This is a genomic window from Halovenus rubra (genome assembly GCF_026586665.1).
GTDB lineage: Archaea > Halobacteriota > Halobacteria > Halobacteriales > Haloarculaceae > Halovenus > Halovenus rubra.
On record NZ_JAODIY010000006.1, the window covers coordinates 19448 to 43331 of the forward strand.

The 23884-nt window shown below is 53.2% G+C and carries 15 protein-coding genes; 4 read left to right on the forward strand and 11 right to left on the reverse strand.

Annotated features, from left to right (window positions below; all coding sequences use genetic code 11):
- Window positions 1–33 precede the first annotated feature (33 nt).
- From N5098_RS05800 to N5098_RS05810, 3 genes are all read right to left on the reverse strand, one after another.
- Complete coding sequence (locus N5098_RS05800) at window positions 34–801, reverse strand: hypothetical protein (RefSeq protein WP_267636782.1); 768 nt, start codon at window positions 799–801, stop codon at window positions 34–36.
- A 113-nt stretch (window positions 802–914) separates the two neighbouring features.
- Window positions 915–1304, reverse strand: a complete 390-nt coding sequence (locus N5098_RS05805) for a hypothetical protein (RefSeq protein ID WP_267636783.1) — start codon at window positions 1302–1304, stop codon at window positions 915–917.
- A 288-nt stretch (window positions 1305–1592) separates the two neighbouring features.
- On the reverse strand, window positions 1593–2171 hold the full coding sequence (locus tag N5098_RS05810; protein ID WP_267636784.1) for a hypothetical protein: 579 nt from the start codon (window positions 2169–2171) through the stop codon (window positions 1593–1595).
- Between the two features lie 182 nt (window positions 2172–2353).
- Between N5098_RS05810 and N5098_RS05815 the strand changes: the two genes are divergently transcribed.
- On the forward strand, window positions 2354–3823 hold the full coding sequence (locus N5098_RS05815) for an HPP family protein (protein WP_267636785.1): 1470 nt from the start codon (window positions 2354–2356) through the stop codon (window positions 3821–3823).
- A 10-nt stretch (window positions 3824–3833) separates the two neighbouring features.
- Here N5098_RS05815 and N5098_RS05820 read toward each other — a convergent pair whose 3' ends face one another.
- The 4 genes from N5098_RS05820 to N5098_RS05835 form a co-directional block, all read right to left on the reverse strand.
- Window positions 3834–5507, reverse strand: coding sequence for a sensor histidine kinase (locus N5098_RS05820; RefSeq protein WP_368407996.1), 1674 nt, complete (start codon window positions 5505–5507; stop codon window positions 3834–3836).
- A 387-nt stretch (window positions 5508–5894) separates the two neighbouring features.
- Window positions 5895–7547: a long-chain fatty acid--CoA ligase gene (locus N5098_RS05825; RefSeq protein WP_368407998.1), complete on the reverse strand. Its 1653-nt coding sequence runs from the start codon at window positions 7545–7547 to the stop codon at window positions 5895–5897.
- A gap of 97 nt (window positions 7548–7644) precedes the next feature.
- Entirely contained in the window at window positions 7645–9285 is a 1641-nt protein-coding gene (locus N5098_RS05830; protein ID WP_267636787.1) for a sensor histidine kinase, read from the reverse strand.
- 352 nt (window positions 9286–9637) lie between these two features.
- Window positions 9638–10852: a polyamine ABC transporter substrate-binding protein gene (locus tag N5098_RS05835; protein ID WP_267636788.1), complete on the reverse strand. Its 1215-nt coding sequence runs from the start codon at window positions 10850–10852 to the stop codon at window positions 9638–9640.
- 145 nt (window positions 10853–10997) lie between these two features.
- On the opposite strand from N5098_RS05835, the gene N5098_RS05840 reads away from it, so the two are divergent.
- On the forward strand, window positions 10998–11486 hold the full coding sequence (locus tag N5098_RS05840) for an alkaline phosphatase family protein (protein WP_267636789.1): 489 nt from the start codon (window positions 10998–11000) through the stop codon (window positions 11484–11486).
- Between the two features lie 248 nt (window positions 11487–11734).
- Here N5098_RS05840 and N5098_RS05845 read toward each other — a convergent pair whose 3' ends face one another.
- The 3 genes from N5098_RS05845 to N5098_RS05855 form a co-directional block, all read right to left on the reverse strand.
- The gene (locus N5098_RS05845; protein WP_267636790.1) at window positions 11735–13054 is read right to left on the reverse strand and encodes an ABC transporter substrate-binding protein; all 1320 of its coding nucleotides are present in this window, start codon (window positions 13052–13054) and stop codon (window positions 11735–11737) included.
- Window positions 13055–13349: 295 nt separating this feature from the next.
- The gene (locus N5098_RS05850; RefSeq protein ID WP_303651844.1) at window positions 13350–14933 is read right to left on the reverse strand and encodes a methyl-accepting chemotaxis protein; all 1584 of its coding nucleotides are present in this window, start codon (window positions 14931–14933) and stop codon (window positions 13350–13352) included.
- Window positions 14926–15225 (reverse strand): DUF8530 family protein, encoded by a 300-nt coding sequence (locus N5098_RS05855; RefSeq protein WP_267636791.1) that lies wholly within the window; start codon window positions 15223–15225, stop codon window positions 14926–14928. Before N5098_RS05855 ends, N5098_RS05850 begins: the two co-directional genes overlap by 8 nt.
- A gap of 353 nt (window positions 15226–15578) precedes the next feature.
- Between N5098_RS05855 and N5098_RS05860 the strand changes: the two genes are divergently transcribed.
- The gene (locus tag N5098_RS05860) at window positions 15579–17315 is read left to right on the forward strand and encodes a sensor histidine kinase (protein WP_267636792.1); all 1737 of its coding nucleotides are present in this window, start codon (window positions 15579–15581) and stop codon (window positions 17313–17315) included.
- A gap of 306 nt (window positions 17316–17621) precedes the next feature.
- On the opposite strand, the gene N5098_RS05865 is transcribed toward N5098_RS05860, so the two are convergent.
- Window positions 17622–18020 carry a hypothetical protein gene (locus N5098_RS05865; protein WP_267636793.1) on the reverse strand — a complete coding sequence of 133 codons (399 nt, stop codon included), beginning with the start codon at window positions 18018–18020 and terminating at the stop codon, window positions 17622–17624.
- Window positions 18021–18700: 680 nt separating this feature from the next.
- On the opposite strand from N5098_RS05865, the gene N5098_RS05870 reads away from it, so the two are divergent.
- The gene (locus N5098_RS05870; RefSeq protein ID WP_267636794.1) at window positions 18701–23845 is read left to right on the forward strand and encodes an outer membrane protein assembly factor BamB family protein; all 5145 of its coding nucleotides are present in this window, start codon (window positions 18701–18703) and stop codon (window positions 23843–23845) included.
- The last annotated feature ends 39 nt before the right edge of the window (window positions 23846–23884 follow it).

The window sequence follows — 23884 nt, forward strand, 5'->3', positions numbered from 1 at the left end:
TTTGTCGAGAGTTACGAATTAAAAGAGAGGTCGCTACTGTGGTTCCAGCGGTGTCGAACATCGCATACAGAGAGTGCTGTCCCCAACCCAGTTGACATCACTCGACCCACAGTTTGGGCACTGGTATGTCGCATTGTTGTACTCTGTCGTGCCACGAGGTGCAGCGAGATACCCGGATTCGAGCACTGAACTGAGAAGAGAGGGGAACCGCTGGCGCTTGAACGCTGTTCTCTTGGCGAGAAACTGCCCTGGTGTCGTTGGGTCGGTGCCATGAAGGTCTTCCCACGAAATTGCGATTTCACCGTTAGCTGTGCTCCGTGCCACCTGTTGGAGTGGAACTGTTGCTGCCTGAAATAACGGAGTGGTGCTCCGGTACTGTGGGTCGTCGACGGCCTCGGCAGCCTCGTGATATGCGTCAGTTGCTTCACGGTAGCTGTCAGCGACATCGTTCAGTCCGCCGGCGAGCTTTGCATCCGCGACCAATTCCTGTAAACAGGCCTGCTGTGCGGGATGGGTCAGCCCTGTCTGTAAATCGGCGGCAACGGCAGCAGTCTCCTTTGCGCGGTGACCTGCCCGATTTTCGGCTTCAGCAACGCGATAACAGAGCGCACTTGTCAAATGATACCGAATTCCAGTTCCGACCCATCCTTTCTCATCTGCGCCAAACGGTGTTTGGTCGGGCCGTGGGGTGGCCAGCGTTTGCCACCCGGCCCGCGCAAACGCGTCACCAGCTTTCTCGTACCGCCGTTTCGCGATTGCTGCCACGCCGCGGTCGAAATGGTCGTTCGTTTGTGGACTCATGTGACACTGTTGGGCTCGACGGTAACAAGCGTTCCCAATCGGCAAAATCCGCTCTACTGTGACGGTCGATTTCTGTCTGGAAGCTACAGGTCCACCCCGAAAGCAGAGATCACTCAGTCTCGCTGTTCCCACTCGTCAATGAGCTCATGAGCTTCGTCCAGATCATTGACGGTCGCTTCGAAAAACGAGTACTCGTCTCCAGGGCGCTCGAACTGCATCTTTCCGACGACAGAACTGCCCACAATCCGTATTACTGCGGAGGCATCATGATTGTGGAGTATCTTTTTCCCTTTCTCAATTGTATTGACTCCCTCCTGTGGCAGCGGCTCGAACTCTCTGATGTCGTTGATAAAGACGAAGTCATCGCTTGCTTTCTGTACCATCGTTTCCATCTCTTCGACCAACTCTTCGGCCTGCTCGATGTCGAGCATCCCTTCGATTCGGATTCGGACAACGTCTGCTGAGAGCGCATTTTGTTCGTGGTCCAGCTCGTATGATGCCATATGTTATCATGTATTTAGCACAGTATAAAAATAACGCAGGTGATTGGTGACAGGTACTGCGTTTACTCTGCTTGCGTATCTGCCGTTCATCGCTGCTAGGACCTGACACAGAGATGATTACGGCCCTGTCTTTAGCTACGCCTCACACCTTCGTAGCGGAGTTGATACTAGTGGTTTTGAGCAAAAAACGAAGCAACTGGCTCTTACTGCGTGGAGTAACTAACAACGAATGGGTTCGGCCTTCCCACTCACAATGATGAGACCACTCAAGACTCCGATAGTAGATACCTACTGTGGGAGAGTTGCATCAGTTGCGGCGACCAACTGCTTGGTTCGGTTCCTAAACCACTGTGCCACATCTCTGTGTTGGCCAGCCCACAGATCGTATGCAACGTCAGTATTTGGCTGTCCTTCTGGAGCATCGGGGAGAACCACCCCAAGCTCGTGTCGGCAGAGCCGTCTGTCGGACTCTTTGACGACAGCAAAATCAGCAGCGGTTGGTTTGAGACTGAATGCTTCCCAGACAACATCTTCAACGCACGATTCGAGGTCCTGATACTCTTCAAGATGTATTTTTACCGGAGAAATCAGGTCACTAATGTAGGCCTCCTGTGTGTCGTGAAGCAATCCGATTAGTTGGCGTCGACGCGATTCACCACGGGAAGCAAGATCCTGGCTCACGTAGATCGAGTGCAGGCCGACGCTATAGAAAAACCGCGCTTGGCCCGAGGCACGACAGAGATTCGCGAGCCCGTGAGCGATATCTTGCAGTCGAACGTCACTGGCACTCGGGTCAAACGGTGTGAACTGGACACCGCTGACCGTCGTCATCGCCGATTCCATCGGTGGTTGTTTGCTCTCGGGCATAATTGTCGATTAGAATGGATTGTCGATATTAAACCTCTCGTTGTCGACACGGTATGCTTGTTCTTTTCATGCTCTTTTTTCGGTTGCACTCTCGGTTGTAGTCTCGACAACTCTCAAAGCTTTGCAGTCTGCTTACCACGATAGTCCGCTTTGCTTAACTCTGTGCTCGAAAAATTCGTGGTATGAGCCGACTGCAGGCCAGTGCCCGTTTAGTTGCCGGGCAGATTCGTCGGGTTGGTCGTCAGCGCTGGCGCGACCTCCGTCGCTGGTTGGAAGCAACACAAAATATTGTTCATCTGTCTATCTTACTGCTCGTTCCGTTGCTTATTGGCCTTGTAACTGCGATTTCGAATGCTCTTCCCGGACTGTCGTTTCTCTTGTACCCGCCACTGGCAGCCGGAGCATTTACGCTTTTTGCAGATCCTGAGGGGCGATACGCCTCGGTCTCACGGTTTGTTGGCGGTTTGACCGTTGGCGCTGTCTGTGGATGGCTCGCTGTTATCACCGCCTCGGCGCTGATATACGAGCCAGCACCGAACAAAATCAACCCTGTGGGTGCCACTCTTGCAATTTTCCTTACAGGCCTTGTAACGTGGCTACTTGACACTGAAGAGCCTGCTGCATTTTCGACTGCACTGCTTACCCTGTTTGTTCAGGCACAGGTCGACCGTCCTGAAATATACGTACTGAGCGTTGCTGCCTCCAGCGCGCTTGTCGCAGGTGGCTTTGACCTCTGGCGTCGAGTGTTGTACGAACGACGTGACCAGTACCTCTACGAGGCGACCCAAGGCGATGACCATATTCTCGTACCAATGCGTGGTCCACGGGCAGAGAACACAGCAAAACTGGCTGCCAGCCTCGCTGAAGCCCATCGTGCCGGCAAGGTAGTTTTGCTGGACCTTGTCGCAGAGGAATGGATGGCAGACGCCGAGCGGGCACTTCTCGCAGAGCACAGCACGACGCGCCTACCCCAAGCGACCGGACGTGTTGATAATCCCGACGATGTTCCAGACCACGAGGCAGTCGCCGAGGCTGTCGACCGCCTCGAGATCCAAGCACACGAAATCGAGCGCTCGGCTGATGTTCCCTGTGAAGTCATTGTTGCGGCAGGCGGTCCGGAGCCAGCACAAACGGCACTTCGCGCAGCACAACGGGCGAACTGCGACCTCGTCGCAACGCCGTATGAGGCCGACGAGGAGCAACTCTCACAGTTCGTGCGCACGCTGTTCAACGGTGAACATGACGTACTTGTCCACCGAGCAAACAGTGACAAAACGACCTGGAAGCGCGTCTTAGTTCCGGTTCGTGGGACGAGCGATGTTGCCCACGGAATGGTCGATTTTGCAGCACGGCTCGCTGGCTCCACGGGATTCGTCAGCGTCGCAAACTGCACTGGTTCCGGTACTGAACGAGGTCGCCGTCAGGCGGAATCAATGCTTTCGGACTTGGTTGAGCCGTTTGCCGGCCCTATCGAGACTCGTGTTGCGACAATGGATATTGACCCATTTCTCGAGCATAATGCAAGTGAGTATGACTTGGTCATCATGGGTGCAAGCCGAAACCGGAGTCTAGCATCACGACTACTTACGCCGCCGACCTTCCAGCGGGTTGGCGACCTTGATACTGACGTGATGATTGTTGACCGAAACTGAAAGCGAGCGCCTACGACGAGACTTTGGGAAGGGTCATCTTGACCTGTGTTCCCGGCTCTGACTGAGTTATATTTAGACAGCCACCAGACCTATCGACGTACCAACGCATCAACCATAGCCCGACCCCGGAGCCATGACTCAGCGCTGTCTCTTCGTTTTCTTGCAGAGGGGTCACTTCATTCGGTGGAATACCGTCGCCGTCGTCTGTGATGTATAACTCAACAAACTCATCCGTAACTTCTGTCTGTATATCTACCTGTACCGGTTCACTGTTGTGTTCGACCGCGTTCTCGATGGCATTTTCGATTGCTACCTCAAACCCTTCGACAACCTGTACCTTCACATCTGTAACCGCTACCCGGACACTCACAGCATCTCTCTCAGGGTGACAAGTAGAGACAGCAGCTGAGACGAGTCTTTGAAGAGGACACTCAAGAAATCGTACATTTGTATCCAAAACCTGTTTGATTTGCTGTGCTTTCTGTGTATGGTTCAGAAGCCGGTTCGATGAATCGATAGCAGCTGCTGTACTCCGTTGAACATTTGCCTTCTCTGTGTGCTTTGTTATAAGATCTAGATGCCCCCGTATCACGTTGAGTTCGTTCTTTACGTTATGCCGGAATACTCTGGAGTAGACGTCTTTTAACATCGATAACTCCAGCTCACGCCGTTTCAGGTCTGTGATATCTCGTAGCACGAATACGCGCCCCTTTGCAGCGTCTTGCCCTATCGGAGAGACAGATACAGAGAAATACCGTTTTTCACTATTGACTTTTATTGACACTTCTATCTCATCGTCGATGCGGCCAGCGAGCCTCGACTCTATTTCATCGTCAACTACGTCAAACACAGCAACTGCTTGCCGTCCAGTGTAGTCACTGTCAATATCAAACATTTCCAGTGCGGTACGGTTTGCATCAATGACACGGTTTTTTTGATCGACTGTAATGACAGCATCGTTCATCTTCTGCACTGCAGTTCCGCGTGCGACGGTCGTAACGTCCAAAAAATACCCTTTGAACAAGACTATCGTAAGCAGTAGTGCCGACAAAATATACCCAAATGGGGAGATGTCATAGAGAGTGACTCCACCTGTTGTCAACGTTACAATATTCGCAACAATAAACGGAAGACTACAGACTGCCAGCAGTGCCATCTGATTTTGCCGGAGGCCCTGTGATCGCACAGCCTCAACAGTAAGACGACCAACCCCGAAAGCGACAAAACCATAGCTTACTGCGACCTGTATCCAGAAGGCTACCCCGTACTCCGGAACGAGCACAGTTCCTGCCATTCCAAACTCTCCAGAAAAGACGAGATGATGGAACGAATTTGTCCAGATGAGGAGCTGAATGCTGGCGAGCCAGGTAAGGAGCATCTTAACTGTCTTCCACGAAACGCTATCTGGTTTTGTAACACTAATTGCTAGTAAAAACCAGCCAACAGCAGTAATCTCAGCGCCAAGGAGAGATAGTTTATACGCGATAATCGATACTAGCCGGTTGCCTATGAAGTTGCCAACAGCGAGACACCATAACCAGATGCACACCCCAATAATTGTACCACCAAATGCAACGGCACCCGGTGTGTCGCGATTCTCATACACCGGCTTGAGAAATAGGAGGGAAAGTACACCTGCTATGGCCTGTCCACTGCCGACGACCAGATGCGAGGGACCCATCATTTTTCAAACTGTTTCACGCGCATTTAAATTCATAGAATCTAGTCGACAAGTATTACCGGCAGTGAGTGAATATAATGATGAAAAACGATTGTAGACGCTTTCAATTGGCGGTTTTCGTTACCAATTGACATATGAAAGATAAATCAAGTATGTGATAGTGTTTATTTTGTGGTGGGCTGTTCTAAAAATCTACAGGCCACCGCAACGGACAGATTCCTACGTTCCCGTACCGGCAGTTGTCTTTCTGTTGGGCCTTTGACCTACCGGACAACAGTCACTCCCTTTGGGATTTTTGTTTATATTTTGACATGCTTACAGCCACCAGCCTTAGTCGTGGTGTGCGGTCAGACGACACATCCAGAAACCCAATCGGCTTAGTCGCCGCGACTACCTGTCTCCCGGTGCAGCCTCTGTCGGCGCGTTCTCTTCTAATAACTCCTCGTCACCGTACTGTTCACGAAGGTCCATCTTCGAGAACTTGCCCGTGGCAGTTTTCGGAATCTCGTCGATATAATTGAAGCCGTCTGGAAGCCACCATTTTGGATACTCACCGCGCAGCATCTTTTTTAACTCCTCGGTTAGACTCTCACGGTCTACCTCCTCTGAGACGACGACCATCGCGACTGGCCGTTCCTGCCATCGTTCGTGTGGCACACCGATGACTGCAGCTTCTGAGACCTTGTCGTGAGCCATGATTGCATTTTCGAGCTCTTGGGAAGATATCCACTCACCGCCGGATTTGATAACGTCGTCAGCACGGTCAACAAGTTCGATATATCCATCTTCGTCGACTGTCACGATATCCCCGGTTCGGAGCCAGTCCCCTTCGAAATCTGCCTTGTTTGCTTCGGGCCGCTCGTGGTACTCTGTCGTTACCCACGGGCCACGGACGAGCAATTCACCGAACGCTTCGCCGTCCCACGAAACTTCCCTTCCGTCGTCGTCAATGACTTTGAATTCTAGGCCGGGGACGATGATTCCCTGTTTTCCCCGCTTTTCGAGCTGGGTCTCGTATGGCGCGTCCTGTAAGTCATGTGTGAGATTAGCAACTGATCCAACTGGGGACATCTCGGTCATTCCCCACGCATGGACGACCGAAACATCAAACTCGTCAAACTGCTCGATGACAGCTTTCGGTGCCGCTGCCCCGCCAATAACGATAGAGTCAAGCGTCGAAAGGTCGCACTCATTTTCCTCCATGTACTCAAGCAGCCCCAGCCATACTGTTGGAACTCCTGCAGCAATAGTGACGCCTTCCTCCTCTATGAGGTGAGCAATATCTGCGGGTTCAGGTGCTGGCCCGGGAAAAACCTGCTTTGCTCCGGCGGCGGTGGCAGCAAACGGCATCCCCCACGCGTTTACATGGAACATTGGCACAATTGGCATAACAACATCAGAATCTTGGATACCGAGTCCCTGTGGCGTCAACATTGCCATCGTATGACTCCACATCATCTGTTGTGTGTACTCCACACCCTTTGGCTTCCCAGTTGTCCCTGATGTGTAACACATCCCGGCCATATCATCCTGCGAGACGTTCGGCCAGTCGTATTCCGTCGGTTCGGCCTCGATGAACGACTCGTAATCGGTCAACGGCTCTAGTGGGAGGTCGGGAACAGTCGAACCGATTATAACGAACTGTTCGACGCTCTCGAAGGCATCAGGGTCGTATGCTGACGCAAGCTTTTCGGCCAGCGATGGGTCGACAAAGAGGACCTTATCAGCGGCGTCTTCGACAATGTACTGGATATGGCTGTCCGGCAGTAGCGGGTTAATCGTGTGCAACTGTGCTCCCATATTTGGGACGCCAAAGTACGTCTCGAAATGTCGGTCGTGGTTCCAACAAAAGGTCCCAACCCGGTCGCTATGCTCAATACCGAGGCTGTCGAGGGCGTTAGCGAGCTGACGGGTTCTGTCTGTAAACTCGCTGTACGTGTATCGTTGTTTCCCCTCGTGCGTCCGAGCAACGATTTCACGATCTGGATAGATACTTTCTGCACGCCACGAGAACGATTCGAGTGTCTGCTGACATCCCTCCATGGTAACAATGTTCACATCCTGTGGTATTAGTAGTTGCCAAAAGAGTGGTTCCACTGTCACGTCAGGCATTCTCGTCAGAACACCTTTTGGGTCAAAATCAGTACGTTGAGACGTTTGTGTGTAAGAAACGGACTGTTACCCGTGTTCCCCGTGGCTCGACACTGGTAAATTGGAGTTCTCCCTCAACGTGATCGACGAGCCACTTGACAAGCCACAATCCTACACCACTCCCGTGTTCGAGCGCCGTTTCCTCCCCGCGATCCAAAACTGCAATTTCGGAGTCAGGAATACCCGGTCCGTTGTCTTCAACAATTAGCTCGACCCAGGTAACATCCTCGTCTGAAACAGTATGAAGGCGGATGTCGACGTGTGGCTCCCTGCTATCGTTGTGCTCAATTGCGTTTTCGATCAAGTTATTGATAACAAAATCCATGCCGTTTCCAACTTTTGCGTACGTTTTAAACGAGAGCGTCGCAGATATCGTAGCTTCGGGATACTCATCACGATGGTACTTGACGCTTTCTTTCACTACCATTCCAACATCTACGGATGAGAGGTTTTCAGGGTCCGTTCCAACGATTTGCTCAAGATATTTTGATTTTTTCACCTTTCGTAACAACCGTTCGGATGTCGTGACGATCTTTTCAAACTCAGTTTCGTGTTCTGGCGGGACATCATCTGAGACACTCTGTGTATACAGTAATATACTCGTCAGACTGTTCCGAAGGTTGTGACGCAACAGTCTGTTTAGGACCGAGATGATAACTTGTTGCTGTTGCAGTTCTTCGTTACTGTTGCTGAGTCGTTTGCGCATTCGCTCTTCAGCACGGATTGCCAGTGATAGTTCGGTTATCCGCTCCTCAAGCGAGTCGCGCATGCTATCGAACCCATCGTACAGTTGGCCAATTTCGTCTTTACGACTTGTTGAGAAATCGACATCGAGATTCCCATCTTCAACTTCCTTGACCTGTTCTGCGAGTCGATTAATCGAGTAGACGGTTCCGCCTGCAATCGCGATACCAATGACTGCGAGCCCAACAAGTGAGACAAGGATCATCTGAATGAGGTTCGTAATGATATTTGACCGAATGAGATAGACATCATCTTCTGGCGCATACGTCACAACAGTCCACCCAGTATTTGTCATCGTAGAGTAGGCGGCGACGTAATCTTGCTCAAGCGACGCCTGATTTGGCACGTCCCGCATAAACCCGGAACGATCAGTAAGTATAGCGGATACATTGTCGGTACTACTCTCCTCTGCGTACCGTCTCCCAACGTACTGGTCGCCCCTTGTGTCCATTATGATTCTGTCATCGTCATCGATGACGGTAATGAACTGGTCCTCTCGCTGCTCTGTGACACGGTTGAGTCGAGTCTGAGCACGGGTTACTGCGACAATAGCTCGTTCAGGACGCTCTGGAATGGGCGCAACGAATGCAATAGCGGGCACACCCTCATCACGGTATGCCTTAGAAATGAATACATCAGAGAAATTCTCGAACGAGAGATTCTGTATCCACGGAACTTTTTGTAACCATGGTGTTTCTTCTTTGAACAGGACGGTTCCCTCCTTGCGTCTCTCATTGCTGGCCACTATTTCTGTCGAGGTGGTATTCAGCAGATAGACCAACCGGACATCTTCTGGCACATTATCTGGCTCCTGTTTTGGTGAGATAGTGTTGTCGGCTTCCTGTTGCAATGAGATTGCAATCGGTTCGGTGTTGTTACTTTGCATTACCCCCGTTTTCGAAAGGCTGTTGAGCCACCGTGAACGTTGTTCTCTCCATCTTTGCAACTCTTCGGTTTGTCTGCCTACATCGCTCAGCAGTTGCTCTGAGACCTGGTTGTTGAGTGTTTCCGTTGTCTCGTTAATCGTGAAAACCCCGGCGACTGAGATTAAGAGAAAGACGAACAAAAGCGCAACCCCGAATTTCAGAACATAGTTCTGTCGAACAACCTCTGGAAGCAGCCTTCTGAGCCCGGACACGATTTTCCCAGTCGGTAGACCAGCTTTAGAGGATTCGTCATCTTCGGTACTGCCGGTCATGTGTCTGCTCTCTCTGTTTTACTCTCTCGTATCGATTCTGTCACGCATTTTGTATGGTCTCCCATCCGTTTTGATATGCTGTCGTGGTGTCGCCGACGTGTTCAATGAATTCGAGATTCTCCCGAAGATAATCAGGCGGATAAACTCCCGGATCATCTAATAGTTCCGGCAGCACCTCCGTTTTTGCCTCTTCGTTGGGCGTCGCGTAAAATGAAAAGTTAGTATTCCGCGCTGAGATTGTCTTGTTTAGCGAATAATCGATAAATGTTAACGCCGCATTTGGATGCTGGGCCTTTTTGCTTATTGCCAGCGAATCTACCCACTTTACTCCACCCTCTCTTGGAATACGGTATCTAATTGGAGAGCTCCCGTCCTCGTAGAGCTGCTTTCGGGCCGTAATGGCGTCACCAGAGAATGTGTGTACTGGGGTTGCCTGCTCGTTGATGAGGGTCTGGGTGAATCCAGACTCAGCGTATGAATTGGCTAGTTCTTTCTGTCTGACTAGTATCTCAGTCGCTTCGGCAATTTCTTGTTCATCAGTTGAGTTCAATGAGTATCCGAGTCGTTTGAGTGCAGCTGCATACAGCTCACGAGGGAGCTTGAGCAGTTGAATCTGCTTGGCAAACCGTTTGTCCCATAAGGCGTCCCAGCTTCCAGTGATATCTAACTCATCTATTGGTTTGTTAACAAGGTTCTCATGCCACGCGATTCCGGTTGTTCCCCACAGTGAGGGAACGGAGTAACGTTGACTCCCGATATCATAGGGTGCATCACTGATCCAGCGAGTATCGAGGTTGAACCAGTTCGTGAGCCGATTGACCTCAATCGGTTGTAACAGCTCCTCGTCGATCATTCGAGAGACCATCCAGCTACTTGGGACGATAATATCCCACATATCCAGCCCATCTTTAGCTAGTATCTGGTAGAGCTCCTCGTTGCTTCTGTAGTATCTGCTCGTGACCGACACATCGTACGCTACCTCAAAATCCCGAATCGTGTTTGGATGCCAGTACTCCGTCCACACCAACAAGTTCAGCTCCGATTCGATATCGTCTTTTGGCTCCGGTAACCCGAGATCTCGTCTGAATTGCTCATTACCAACTGGTTCAATTGCGCTCGTTACCCCGCTTCCTCCACCGCCTCCAAGGCACCCCCCCAACCCAACTGTACTACCTGTACAGAGGACTGTCGCACAGAACGAACGCCTGTCACAGCTTCTGTTGTCCCGCCCCAGCCTCGGTGCCCTGTTCCCCATTCTCTACCAGTAAGTACGTTCTACTAATAAAGTATTATGTTAACACATAACAAATTATCTGTCTATACATAGAATAGGCTGGTAACTCCGGCACCACGGGTCTTCGAACATATAGTATCTCACACGGAACGCACGAGATTTTCTGTTGAGGCGTCGACCTCTTGTTTCCCAGTCACGTAACGACACGTTCCGCTGTTTCCAATCGGGGTTGTGTGAGGCTATCGACGCGCCGATATCTGATTGCCTCCACCGGATTGGCGACCAAACCGCAGAGCGGACTCTGTTGATTATTACAGCTGACCACGGCCATATAAACACAGACCCAAACCGAAACATCGGCCTTTCGGCGAACTCGACAATGATGGCGAATCTCAAAGAACACGCGAATAGGACGCCTGTCAGGATGGTCGCCAGCCCGCGTAACGTGCATCTCCATCTTCGTGAGGGGACAGTATCCGAAACGCGACAGGCGCTATCAGACTATGACGCTCAGAGATTTACCCGGAAAGAAGCATTCGACCGCGGCCTGTTCGGTGATTGGCCCGTAACTGATCGATTTTGTAGGCGGTGTGGCGACCTGGTTGTCACTCACCGTGATTTGGGAATGTGGGTTGGTGATATTGAGCCAGATTAACGGTCTCTGGTCGGAATGCACGGTAGGCTCAGTCCAGCAGAAATGCACGTTCCGTTCACAGCGGCCCGTCTCTCAGAGCTGGTGTAACAGACTTTCTCTCACTACTTTGACTGTTTTCTGTGATTATATCTGTCCTAACAGGTCTTCTCTTAGATGTTGCACCGCCATAATATGGCTGTGACTGGTTCCAGAACACGCTCATAGAGACAATACGCTTGGACGATCTTTCCAAACGACTAGGTATCGGCTTAGATATTTCCGTTGATAATATCTGCGACACGTTGACGGTCAAATAGCCGTTCTTCAGCAGGTATCTCGCCGAACCCATGCCACTTACCGTACTCTTCGGGATGCAACTGTTTTGCGAGCATCTCAGTCTGGAAGAGGTTGATTATTGGCCCCTGTGAGCCGGTTCCGCCCGGATAGAGATGGTCGTCTTGTACTGCCTTAACCTGTTTTGTGACTTCGTTCTTTTTTATTACATCAATCGTCTTTTCGTAGGCACCGGCGTTTCCGTAGACGTTCTCTCCACCAAACGAGTTCACCGCTTCGTCGAAAATAATCACATCGGGATTGATATCGAGCAACTCTTCGAAACCGGCCTTCATACCGTAATGACCGCCTTTCACATACTTATCCTCGAAGGCATCGATTACACTCAGATGACCGTACTCTCTGTGTTCGTGTGTCTTCTCGTTTGCAGGCTTTGGATTATTCACCCCGAAAAAGCCGCGATTTTCTGGATTCGTGAATGCGTCGACAGATGCGATAGACGGCCGCTCCGATTCTGGCGGGAGTCGTGAAGTTATATCGTCTATTGTCGACTCGTACAGGTCAACCATCGCCGCTGCTCGCTCTTGTTCACCGAAGAGTCTCCCGTACCGCTCGACGAATTCAGGGATATCGTAGTACCCATACTCTTTTTTGTTTGGCCATACTGCCCAGTCGGGTGCACGCTTCGAACGGCTCTCGTTACCGAAAAATGGGGCAATGTCTTCAGCAAGTTTTGAGACCGTTTCCGTGTCTGAGCCATACCAGTTAATGAAGCGGTTTGGATCGACTGCCAGTAAGTCTGGGTCGAGGTCATACACCAACTCTTCGTTGATCCGGTAGCTTTTCGAGACCGTTGCAGGGATCTCGGTCGTGTCCCGTGGAGAGACGTTAGGCAACAACTCGTAGAATCCTTGGTACCAGAAGCCGGGCCGAGACATACCGACAACTCTGTTGGCTTGGCCAAGAGCCATGAGAACATCCCCGACAAAGCCCCAGCCCCCTACCACAGTCTCCGGTATTTCTTCGAACGAGAGCTCTCCGACCGGCGCCATCGAGGCAGCGTAGCTAGTGTCTTCTTGGGATGTTTGGGACGTAGGATTTGTCTCTTCGTTACTGTTTGTCTCTGTCGTTGTTTCTGTTTGAGTGGTTGACTGCGACGAACCCTCAGTATCGGAATCATCGTCTCCACCACCGCCGACACAGCCCGCAAGGAGACTCCCTGCAGCAACCATTCCACCGTACCTGACGAAGCTTCGACGTGTGGACTCACTACAGTCATTGTGTCGTCTGACCATGTTTTTTAGGTTTCCCTAAAAGTATAAAACTGCTACGTTTTTTAGGCAGGCCAAAAATAGCGAGAGTCTAACACGCTGGTATGGTAAACAGCTGTTGACTGACGAAAAAAGCTAACTCCGTCTGTCGAACTAAAGGAGACAGACAAGCCATCGCCTGCTGGAATAGCTATTGATAGAAAGTGAGGGTTCTCTGTTTCGGACGCGCTTGCCAGACGTTTACGACATTTAGTCGGTTCCTCACGTAAGACACAGACAATCGTGTTGAGTGAGGCTAGTCCATCTGATGTCTGTGGATCTACTTCTCGGTTATTGTTGCTCCATTGACGTCAAATTCGGACAGCTGACCCTCCAATTCATCAGCCTGTTCGACGAGAGCTGTTAAGTTGGTGGTTATCTCTGTAATCGACGATGTCTGCTCTTCGGCGGCCGCCGAAACGTTTTCTGCGCGGTCTGCGGTTGTTTGACTAATATCGGCCACATCATCGACTCGTGACACAACCCGTTCAGCGGTGTCTGCCTGGTCTTCCATCGCTTGGCTAATCTCTTGGATTCCGTTGTTTGTCTCTTCAATATTGGTTGTCACTTCAGAGAAGGCGTCGACAGTCTCATCAACTGCGTCGGTTGCCTGGTCGACGCGACTCTCGGCTAGCATAATTTCGTCGACAGTCGTTTCGGTCTGTGATTTAACTGTCTCGATGAGACTTGCAATATCTTCAGCAGAATTCTGTGTCTCCTCGGCAAGCTGCTTGACCTCGTCAGCAACAACGGCAAAACCATCACCACTCTGTCCACCTTCACCGCCAGCCCGTGCGGCTTCGATATTTGCATTCAGTGCGAGCATGTTTGTCTGCTCGGCGATATCACTGATCAACTCCACAATATCGTCGATTTCGATCATCAACTCGTTTAAATCTTCGACGTTGCTGACCGTCGTCTGCATCGTCTGTTGGACCGACTGAATACCCTCGATGGCTTCTTGGGCTGTTTGTTCGCCGCTTTCTGTGATCTCTGTTGTCTCACTGGCTGTCTCGGCGACGCTCTGGGCTGTCGCAGCCACTTCTTCGATTGTCGCCGAATGATTGTCCATCTCCTCTGCCACATCCTCAAGACTCTCTCGTTGTGATGCAGTCCCTGCGGCAATCTCTTGCACCGAATCACTTACTGTTTCACTGGCTTTCTTGACCTCGTTTGTGCCGGAGCTTGCCTCTTCACTTGCTGTCGCAACCTCTCCAGAGAAGGCTTGGATTTCGGCAACAGTCTCTTCCATCGTCTCCAGCATGTCGTTCACGACGACAGTCACTTGGTCCATCGCCTCGTTGTCTGTCGTTGACTCGACGCGTACAGTCAAATCCCCGTTTGCTGCATGCTGGAGTGTGTTGCCGGCCTCCACTGCCTGTTTTTCGAGTTCTTCGGCGAGCTGTTCAATCTCATCTTCTCGCTCTCGTGCACGTTGTTTCGCTTTTTCAGCCTCAGCTTTCTGTTCTTCTGCCTGTTCTTTGGCACGTTCTGCCTCCTCCCGCTTTTTTTCTGCCTCCTCCCGTTTCTGCGCACGCTCCGCAACTATCCCTTGCATGTCCTCGACAATCGCAAGCGTCGCTGTCCCTCCAATTGCAAACACTCCGACGGTCGTCGTCATTAACGGTCCTGTTGCAAGATCGAATATCTCTGTTGCCACACCAGCTTTTTCAAGCATAAGGCTGACAGTCCATGTCGCTCCCAACAGTGAAGCGAAGCTAAACGCCATCCAGAATGCTGCCTCGGCTTCGCTATCGCGGTAGTTTTTGTATCCGAGCAGTGCTGCGCCGAGGAATCCAAACGCTCCGATTCCATCTCCTATCGGAGCAATTACTGAATCGACAAACGACGCCACGTCAACCATGCTGACCACCATCTCCGTGCTGGTTCACGATACGTTGTCGTCGCTGATATGCCGCATACAGAAAGACTACTCCTGCAAAGCCGATTCCAACAACGTGTTCGGTCATGTTCAGAACGACTGGGAGAACGACACCCTCTACGTTAGTGGCTAGTATCCCGACGACCAGCAGTAAGTACCCTGCTGTAAACCATTTTGTGTCTTCCTTGTATTGGCTCAGGACTGGTACCAGCCCCAAGACTGACACGACCATTCCGACGAATTCCAAAACGGCGAATGGGCCAATTTCAGCCATCACCGATAATTGATTATTGTATTATTAATACGTTTCTCCGTAATTGTGGTTTTTGATAATGAGTGTTTAAAATATATGTATTCCTAAAATTATAACGTAAATACTGGTAAAATTGTTTGTCTTTGACTGGCATAAGCGTGATAGATACAGAATCGCTTCTTCTCTTTTTCCTCTCTAACTTTGGGTTTGCGGTGTTTTCTGTGCAAAGTAGCCCTTTTTACTTGCTCCATTAGCAAGCAAGAGCCGTGTAATGTAAATGTACTATATCAAACCATATTCAGATATGATGTAGTATATATACACCTCAGACGGCAAAAAGCCCAACATGCAGGTAACACAAATAAAAATAAGCGATGGAGCCAGCAACCGGGTCGCCGTATTTGATAACGCTACTATGTTGCCTTGTCCTGACCAGTTCGGTCGCTGTTCTTGTCTGGCGGGAGCGACCACAACCTGGTTCGACAGAGTTGGCAGGGCTAATGTGTGCTATTCTTTTATGGGGTAGCATCTATGCAGTCGGGATGATGACTCACACTAAGCCGGCACGGAAACTAATTGAACGGCTAATGTGGTTCGGTGTGGCGATTGCACCGGTTGCCTGGGTTGTCTTTTCGCTTGTCTACACCGGAAGAGGAGGTGACATCACCACCGGGCTAATCGGATGGTTGGTTGCCTTATCGGCAGTGATTGTCGGTCTCATTCTGACCAACCCGGTCCATACCTTGGTGTGGGCTGATCACGAAGTAGTTATGACTGCTGATATAGCAATCGCACGACAGTCTTTCGGACCGTTGTTTTGGGTCATTTCCTTCTATTTATATATATTAGTTCTTACTGGGACGTACTTCCTTCTCGAACTCGCATTGACTGGTGAGGGAATCTATCTCGACCAGTCTATTGCATTGATTATTGGTGCCATTATTCCGGCAGTAGCAAACCTGTCTTCAGTTTTTGGGATTGTGCCTATTGATGGATTGGATATCACGCCGTATGCATTCTCGATAAGCAGTATCGCGTTTGGCTATGCGCTCGTACGTCATGACCTTTTGCGGTCAGTGCCTGCCGTACGCACACTTGGGAAAGATACATTAATCGAGAGCATCCGTGACCCTGTTCTTATCACTGATGAAGAACAGCAGATTGTTGAGGTAAATTCAGCAGCAACAGTCCAGTTTGACCTACACACTGAGCAAATAATCGGGACAACAATCACTGACCTGTTTCCGGAATCAATTCAGCAAACATCGCTTGACCGGTCGAACAAAACAACAGTACAACATGCCAATCAAGAGTTTGATGTTATCGCGTCACCGGTCGCAGATTGGCAAGACAGGTCTCTCGGATGTGTCTATGTGTTCCGCAATATCACTGACCGAATTCTCCGTGAAGAACGACTGAGCGTATTCAACCGCCTCTTACGACACAACCTTCGGAACGAATTAACGGTTATTCAGGGCCGTGCCGCCATTCTCAGCGAGAACCTCGGTGATGGACAACAAGAACACGTTGAGCAAATTCATAACACGGCAAATCGGTTAGACCATCTTAGTAACAAGGTTCGGACAATCGATCAGAGAATTAATGCCGAAACAGTCCCGTCAGAAGTTGACCTGGCTGAGCGTGTTGAGTCGGTCATCGCTACTCTCTCCTCAGAGAGACAAGGGACGACAATAAAAACAAATCTTCCCGATGAGCTGACGATATCGTGTGTACACTCCACACTTATTGACCTCATCGTCAAGAACCTCGTCGAAAATGCAATCAAACACAATGATAGCGACGACCCTCTCGTTGCTGTTCGGCTGAGCATACGCGGTGAGCGAAACGCACCAGTCTCCTTAGTTATTGCAGACAATGGTCCACAGATTCCGCGTCACGAAATCAAGGCTATACGCTCAGACAAGAAAACGCAACTTGAACACTCTGTCAATATTGGGTTGTGGACAGTCAACTGGTGTGTCCGTCGTCTTGGCGGGTCACTGTCGTTTGATACAAGCCAGTTTGGCGGCAACCGGATCACGATTACACTGCCGTCTACACCGCTTCAGCATGAACTCGCCGAGGACTGGTCTGTTCCCCAGCCTGAGTAACCAAACAACGAGACACGCTGGCTGGGACAACTCAGAGGTTCTTCTGAAACCATGCCCGAGAGACGGGACACAGACGTGCTAACGACCGGTTGGGAGAAAACATTTCCGTCGACCCGCAATCATCTTCGTTTCCCTGGGGATCGACGGAAAACCGACACCGCCGACGAGAGGCAGCCCCAGAAAGAATCTAACTCTCTGCTCACTGGCTGTGTATAATTCTATGACACGCATACGTTCTAGTTTAATCCCGATCAAATTCGCTGCCTAAACTAGAACGTGTGGCGTAGAATGATGATTTACGGATAATTATTCAACATGGTTGTAATATAGATACAGGAATCCGTACCCAGGTCCATTGAATACGAAATATGAGAATAGATACGCAGATGTTGGGAAATAGAGATTCGCCGCGATTGCTGGAACAGCAGATGCGAATGCAACGACTGCAATCCGTTTTGAGAAATGTTGCTCAGGTGTGTTTTGATGTGTATATGCACCTAGCGCACCAAACAGCAGCCCCAGTACTGAGACCGGAACAAGTCCAATAGGATTTGCACCCAGGAGTGACACGCTCTCGGGCAGAACCCCAGCTAAAGACAGAGCAACCACATCCGCTGGTAGCGTAATCATGACGACTGCTGTGAACGCTGGAAGTACCTCAGACGATCTGTCTGTACTTCTCACGGAGTGATTAACATCATCCATACTTCTCTGGGTCGTTCTGGAAAAATCAATATTCTGTTTCCGGTTTGTTTTCTTATATAAAGCGATACGACAATATCACTTCACGGAACAGCGCTGGTGTAAGTCGGTAAACTAGAACGGATGCTATGACACGCTATACCCAAGAGCGGAGTGAAAAACAGAATTTTGACGAGTGTTTGGCGACCTTCTTAGAGATGGTGGAGCACCTCAAACGCCGACTGATTCTCGGCAGGGGTTGCTGAATAGAATCGCCGTGTTTTCAACTACTGTTGGGGTCTGCAGGATATGTCACTCTCTTAGATTTACTAATTTTGCAGGATGTGACCGATAAACACACATATAAACCTTCCGTCAATTATATATACTGTCATTCAGACTTGATAATGTGAGAGACAATACAGAGTGCCCGGCGTTGCGGATTTCTGGCCCTTGTAGCCCCAATTGCGGACTACCTAAGCCACGGCAGCTGGTTGCCGGACACTCCGACAGGTCCTCACTGGTCGTTTACCACGATTGTCCGCCCTCCGAGTCGTTCGGGGAAGTGGGGCCCGTTCACAATCTCGGTGGCCACTCGTGTCGCGGACGCGATATTGCGACGACCACGACCGCGGTTGCCGTCTTTCCCGCCGCCGGTGTCAACCGGTGGGTTGGAACCAATCGCTGGAGCTTCGAGTGAATTTATGATAAGCGAGAATACATCAGTAGAGCATGAGGATTCGGACGCAAAAAAACACCACGAATGGGACACGCTACGGGGGGGTATGGACCGGACTGGGTCGGCTGGCGACGCGCCCACCGAGGCCGTCCGGGCCGCCTGGACGTATGAAGGGGACCGCGGGCTCGACTCGGCCCCCGCCGTCGACGGTACGACAGCGTACATCGGCGACAGTAGTGAGGTGGCCGCCATCGACATCGAGAGCGGCGACCGGCTCTGGAGTTTCGAAGCCGACGACACTATTGGGGGCAATCCAGTCGTTGCCGACGGTACGGTGTACGTCGGCAGCTACGACCAGCACTTCTATGCAATCGATGCTGACACCGGCATGGAAGAATGGGCCTTCGAGCCGACCGGCAGCGGTTTCAGCATCGTCGTATCGACGGCGACTGTCGTTGGTGACAAAGTGTACGTCGGCTGCAACGACGGCAATGTCTACGCTATTGACACTGAGAGCGGTGAAGAGCGGTGGTCGTTCGCCACGGATGACAAGATAACCAGCTCGCCGGCGGTCGTGGACGGCATCGTCTACGTCGCGAGTCAGGACACGACTCTCTACGCGATCAACGCCGAGACCGGTGTCCGGGAGTGGGAATATGAGGCCGGCGGCCGTGTCTCGATCGAGTCGTCGCCCGCCGTTGCCGACGGAACTGTCTACCTTGCCGGCAGCGGCCGGCTCTATGCGGTCGACGCCGAGACTGGTCAGAAACAATGGTCATTCGACTGTTCCTCGGGCAAGAAAACGCCGGTTGTCGGTGACAATCGAGTTTATTTGGCTGGTCAGGGCGAACTCCACGCCGTCGACACTGCCTCCGGCGAGGAGGTCTGGCAGGCCGAGTTCGAGTACGATCTGGATCTCTCCCCGGTGTATGCCGATGGGACACTCTACCAGCCACACTACGATACTCTGGTTGCGCTGGACCCTGAGAACGGCGACAAACAGTGGACATTCGAGACCGGTGACTCCATCCAAGCCGCCCCGGCAGTCACGTACGGAGCGCTGTTCCTGACGAGTCAGGACCGGAACCTGTACGCACTGACCGAGGATGGCGAGCCGGTTGACGTACCTGAAGCTGCCATCGACGACAGCGATGACGACGGTGAAATCGACGTGAGTGAGGAGCCCGGCTGGTCTACCGACCGCGGCGACCTCGCGCGGACAGGCCATAGCGAAGGTGTCGGCCCGACCGAACAAGTGGAGGCCCGCTGGAGCTACGAGCCCGAGGACACGAAACAGGGTATCGCGGCACTTGACGGGACAGTATACCTGACCGATGAGTCCGGTGTACTCGTAGCTATCGACCAGGAGACAGGGGCGCCCGAGTGGGAGTTCGAGGCCGGCCGGGGTATTCCCTGTGCACCCTCGGTCACTGACGGTACCGTCTACGTTGGAAGCCGTGACGAACACCTCTATGCGGTCGACGCTGAGTCCGGCGAGGAGCAGTGGTCGGTCGAGGCAACCGGCAGCTTCGCTACCTTCGGCTCGCCGCCGACCGTCGCCGATGGGGTCGTCTACGCCTCCTGTGAAGACGGGACGCTGTACGCGGTCGACGCCGACTCTGGATCTGTTGAATGGACCTTCGAGCGCCGGAGCGACTTTACCTGTAGCCCAGCCGTTGTCAACGGCATGGCCATCGCCGGTGCCGGAAACACTCTCTACGCCGTCGATATCGAAAGCGGCGAGATGCGCTGGCAGTTCGAATCGGGCGGCATCGGCGACATCGATTCCTCGCCCGCGGTCGTCGGAGACACTCTCTACTTCGGCGGCACGGAGAAAGAATTCCACGCGCTCAGTGTCGAACAGGGTATGGAGCAGTGGACCGTTGAACTCGACGATTCCGTTAATAGTGCCGTGGCGGTCGTTAACGGCACCGTCTACGCCGGTGCTGACGATGCGACGCTGTACGCCTTCGACGCAGCAACCGGTGACGAGGAGTGGGCGGTTCCGGTCGACAACGCGATGCGGAGTGCGCCTGCCGTCGCCGACGGTATCGTCTACGCGACGAGCGGGTCCCAGATTCAGGCCCACGACGCCGACAACGGCCGGGAACTGTTCTCGTTCGAGCATACCGGCGATCTCTCTCTTTCGCCAGTCGTGGCCAACGGCACGCTGTACGCCGGCGGCTACGAGTTCAACGCCTTCGGAGAGTACCGTCCGGACGCAGTACCGAGCCAGGACGCTAAAGATACTGACGAGGACGCCGAGGCAGCCGCTGAGGACGCGGACGAGGCTGACGACGCGGCCGAGGACGTGACAACTCCGGACGAAGTCGAAGGTTGGGCAACCCTTCGAGGGACCGTCGACCGGACTGGGTCGGCTGGTGACGCGCCCACCGAGGCCGTCCGGGCTGCCTGGACGTATGAAGGGGACCGCGGGCTCGACTCGGCCCCCGCCGTCGACGGTACGACGGCGTATATCGGCGACAGTAGCGAGGTTGCCGCCGTCGACATCGAGAGCGGCGACCGTCTCTGGAGTTTCGAAGCCGACGACACCATCGGAGGCAACCCAGTCGTTGCCGACGGTACGGTGTACGCCGGCAGCTACGACCAGCACTTCTATGCAATCGACGCTGACACCGGCATGGAAGAATGGGCATTCGAGCCGACCGGCAGTGGTTTCAACTACGTCAAATCGACGGCAACTGTCGTTGGCGACAAAGTGTACGTCGGCTGCAGTGATGGCAATGTCTACGCTATTGACACCGATAGCGGCGAAGAGTGGTGGTCGTTCGCTACGGACGATAAGATAATGGGTTCGCCCGCGGTCGTGGACGGTATCGTCTACGTCGCGAGTCAGGATACGACCCTCTATGCGATCAACGCCGAGACCGGTGTCCGGGAATGGGAATATGAGACCGGCGGCCGCGTCTCGGTCGAGTCGTCGGCCACCGTTGCCGACGGGACCGTCTACCTTGCCGGCAGCGGCCAGCAGCTCTGTGCGGTCGACGCCGAGACCGGTCAGGAACAATGGTCATTCGACTGTTCCTCGGGAAAAAAGACACCGGTCGTCGGTGACAATCGAGTTTATTTGGCTGGTCAAGGCGAACTCCACGCCGTTGATACTGTTTCCGGCGAGGAGGTCTGGCAGGTTGAGTTCGAGTACGATCTGGATCTCTCCCCGGTGTATGCCGATGGGACACTCTACCAGCCACACCACGACACTCTGGTTGCGCTGGACCCCGAGACCGGTGACCAGCAATGGACGTTCGAGACGGGGGACTCCATCCAAGCCGCCCCGGCAGTCACGTACGGAGCGCTGTTCCTGACGAGTCAGGACCGGAACCTGTACGCGCTGACCGAGGATGGTGCGCCGGTCGATGTACCTGAAGCTGCCATCGACGACAGCGATGACGACGATGCAATCGACGTGAGTGAGGAGCCCGGCTGGTCCACCGACCGGGGTACTCTCGCTCGAACCGGAGCTATTTCGGGGAGCGGTCCAACGGAGGAACCAACGTCTCGGTGGGAGTACGAAACCGACGACCGGAAGCAGGGCATCGCGGCCCTAAACGGGACGCTGTATGTGACCAGCGAAGACAGTACGCTTACCGCGCTTGAGCCTTCGACTGGCGCGGCCAAGTGGGAGTTTGAGGCCGGCCGGGGGATCCCCTGTGCACCCTCGGTCACCGACGAGACCGTCTACGTTGGAAGCCGTGACGAACACCTCTATGCGGTCGACGCCGAGTCCGGCGAGGAACAATGGTCGGTCGAGGCAACCGGCAGCTTCGCCACTTTCGGCTCGCCGCCGACTGTCGCTGACGGCGTCGTCTACGCCCCCTGTGAGGACGGGACGCTGTATGCAGTCGACACCGACTCTGGATCTATTGAATGGACCTTCGAGCGCCGGAGCGACTTTACCTGTAGCCCAGCCGTTGTCAACGGCATGGCTATCGCCGGTGCCGGTAACACTCTCTACGCCGTCGATATCGAGAGCGGCGAGATGCGCTGGCAGTTCGAATCGGGTGGTATCGGTGACATCGAGTCCTCACCGGCGGTTGTCGGAGACTCCATCTACTTTGGCGGCACGGAGAAAGAACTCCACGCGCTCAGTGTTGAACAGGGCATGGAGCAGTGGACCGTTGAACTCGACGATTCCGTCAAAGGTCCCGTAGCAGTTGTCGACGGCACCGTCTACGCCGGCACCGACGACGCAACGCTGTACGCCCTTGAGGCTGAGTCCGGCGACGAGGAGTGGGCGGTTCCAGTCGACGACGCGATGCGGAGCGGCCCCGCCGTCTCCGACGGTATCGTCTACGCCACTGCCGGGACCCAGATACAGGCCCACGACGCCGACAACGGCCGAGAGCTGTTCTCTGTCGAGCAGTACGGCGACCTTGATCTGAGCCCCGTCGTCGCCGACGGGACGCTGTACACGGGTGGATACGGATTCAACGCTTACGGCGACCTCGACGACGCAGGAAACGAATCGGCAACTGATGAGGCCGCTACGGACGACGCAGCCGACGACACCGCGGCGACTGCTGACTCCGGAAGCGTCTCGTCCGACCACGAGCCCGACACCAACTTCGCCGCCAGCGCGGCCGACGACACCGAGGACCCGAACGACGACCAACTCAAAGAGGCCATCCTCGGCGTGCTCTGTGACGAATGGCAGCGGTTCAACCGCGACGTGCGGCTGGGCTTTGACCAGATCACGGACAGGGTCAGCGAGGTCCTCCCCGGCGGGACCGAGGGCCTGGTCAAGCACAACGTCCAGCGGCTGGCCGAAGATGGCTACGTGGAACTCGGCCCGACCGGTGAGACGGTGTTCCTCCGGGCCCGCGGCGTGGGCAAGTACCAGAATCTCAGCGACGAGCGTGTCGTGCCCGACGCTGACATCATCGAGGTACTGGACCCCCTCTACGAGCAGGCTCGCCACCATCCGGACCATCCGGGTATGGGTCGCGAGGAGCTCCTCGAAGAGGTGTATCTCGATGAGGATAAGCTTGACCGGACCATCTGGTTCCTACAGGACGTGGGGATGGACCTCGGCGGTATCATTCTCAACGGCGCCGGCTACATCGATGTCGTCGCCCAGGGCAGTTCGCCGTGGTGGATCAGCGTGAACATCAACAAGTTCGGCAAGGACCTTTACGAAGAGCTCTCGTGATTGAGAGCTTATAGGACCGTCCCGGCCCTGTCCCGATTT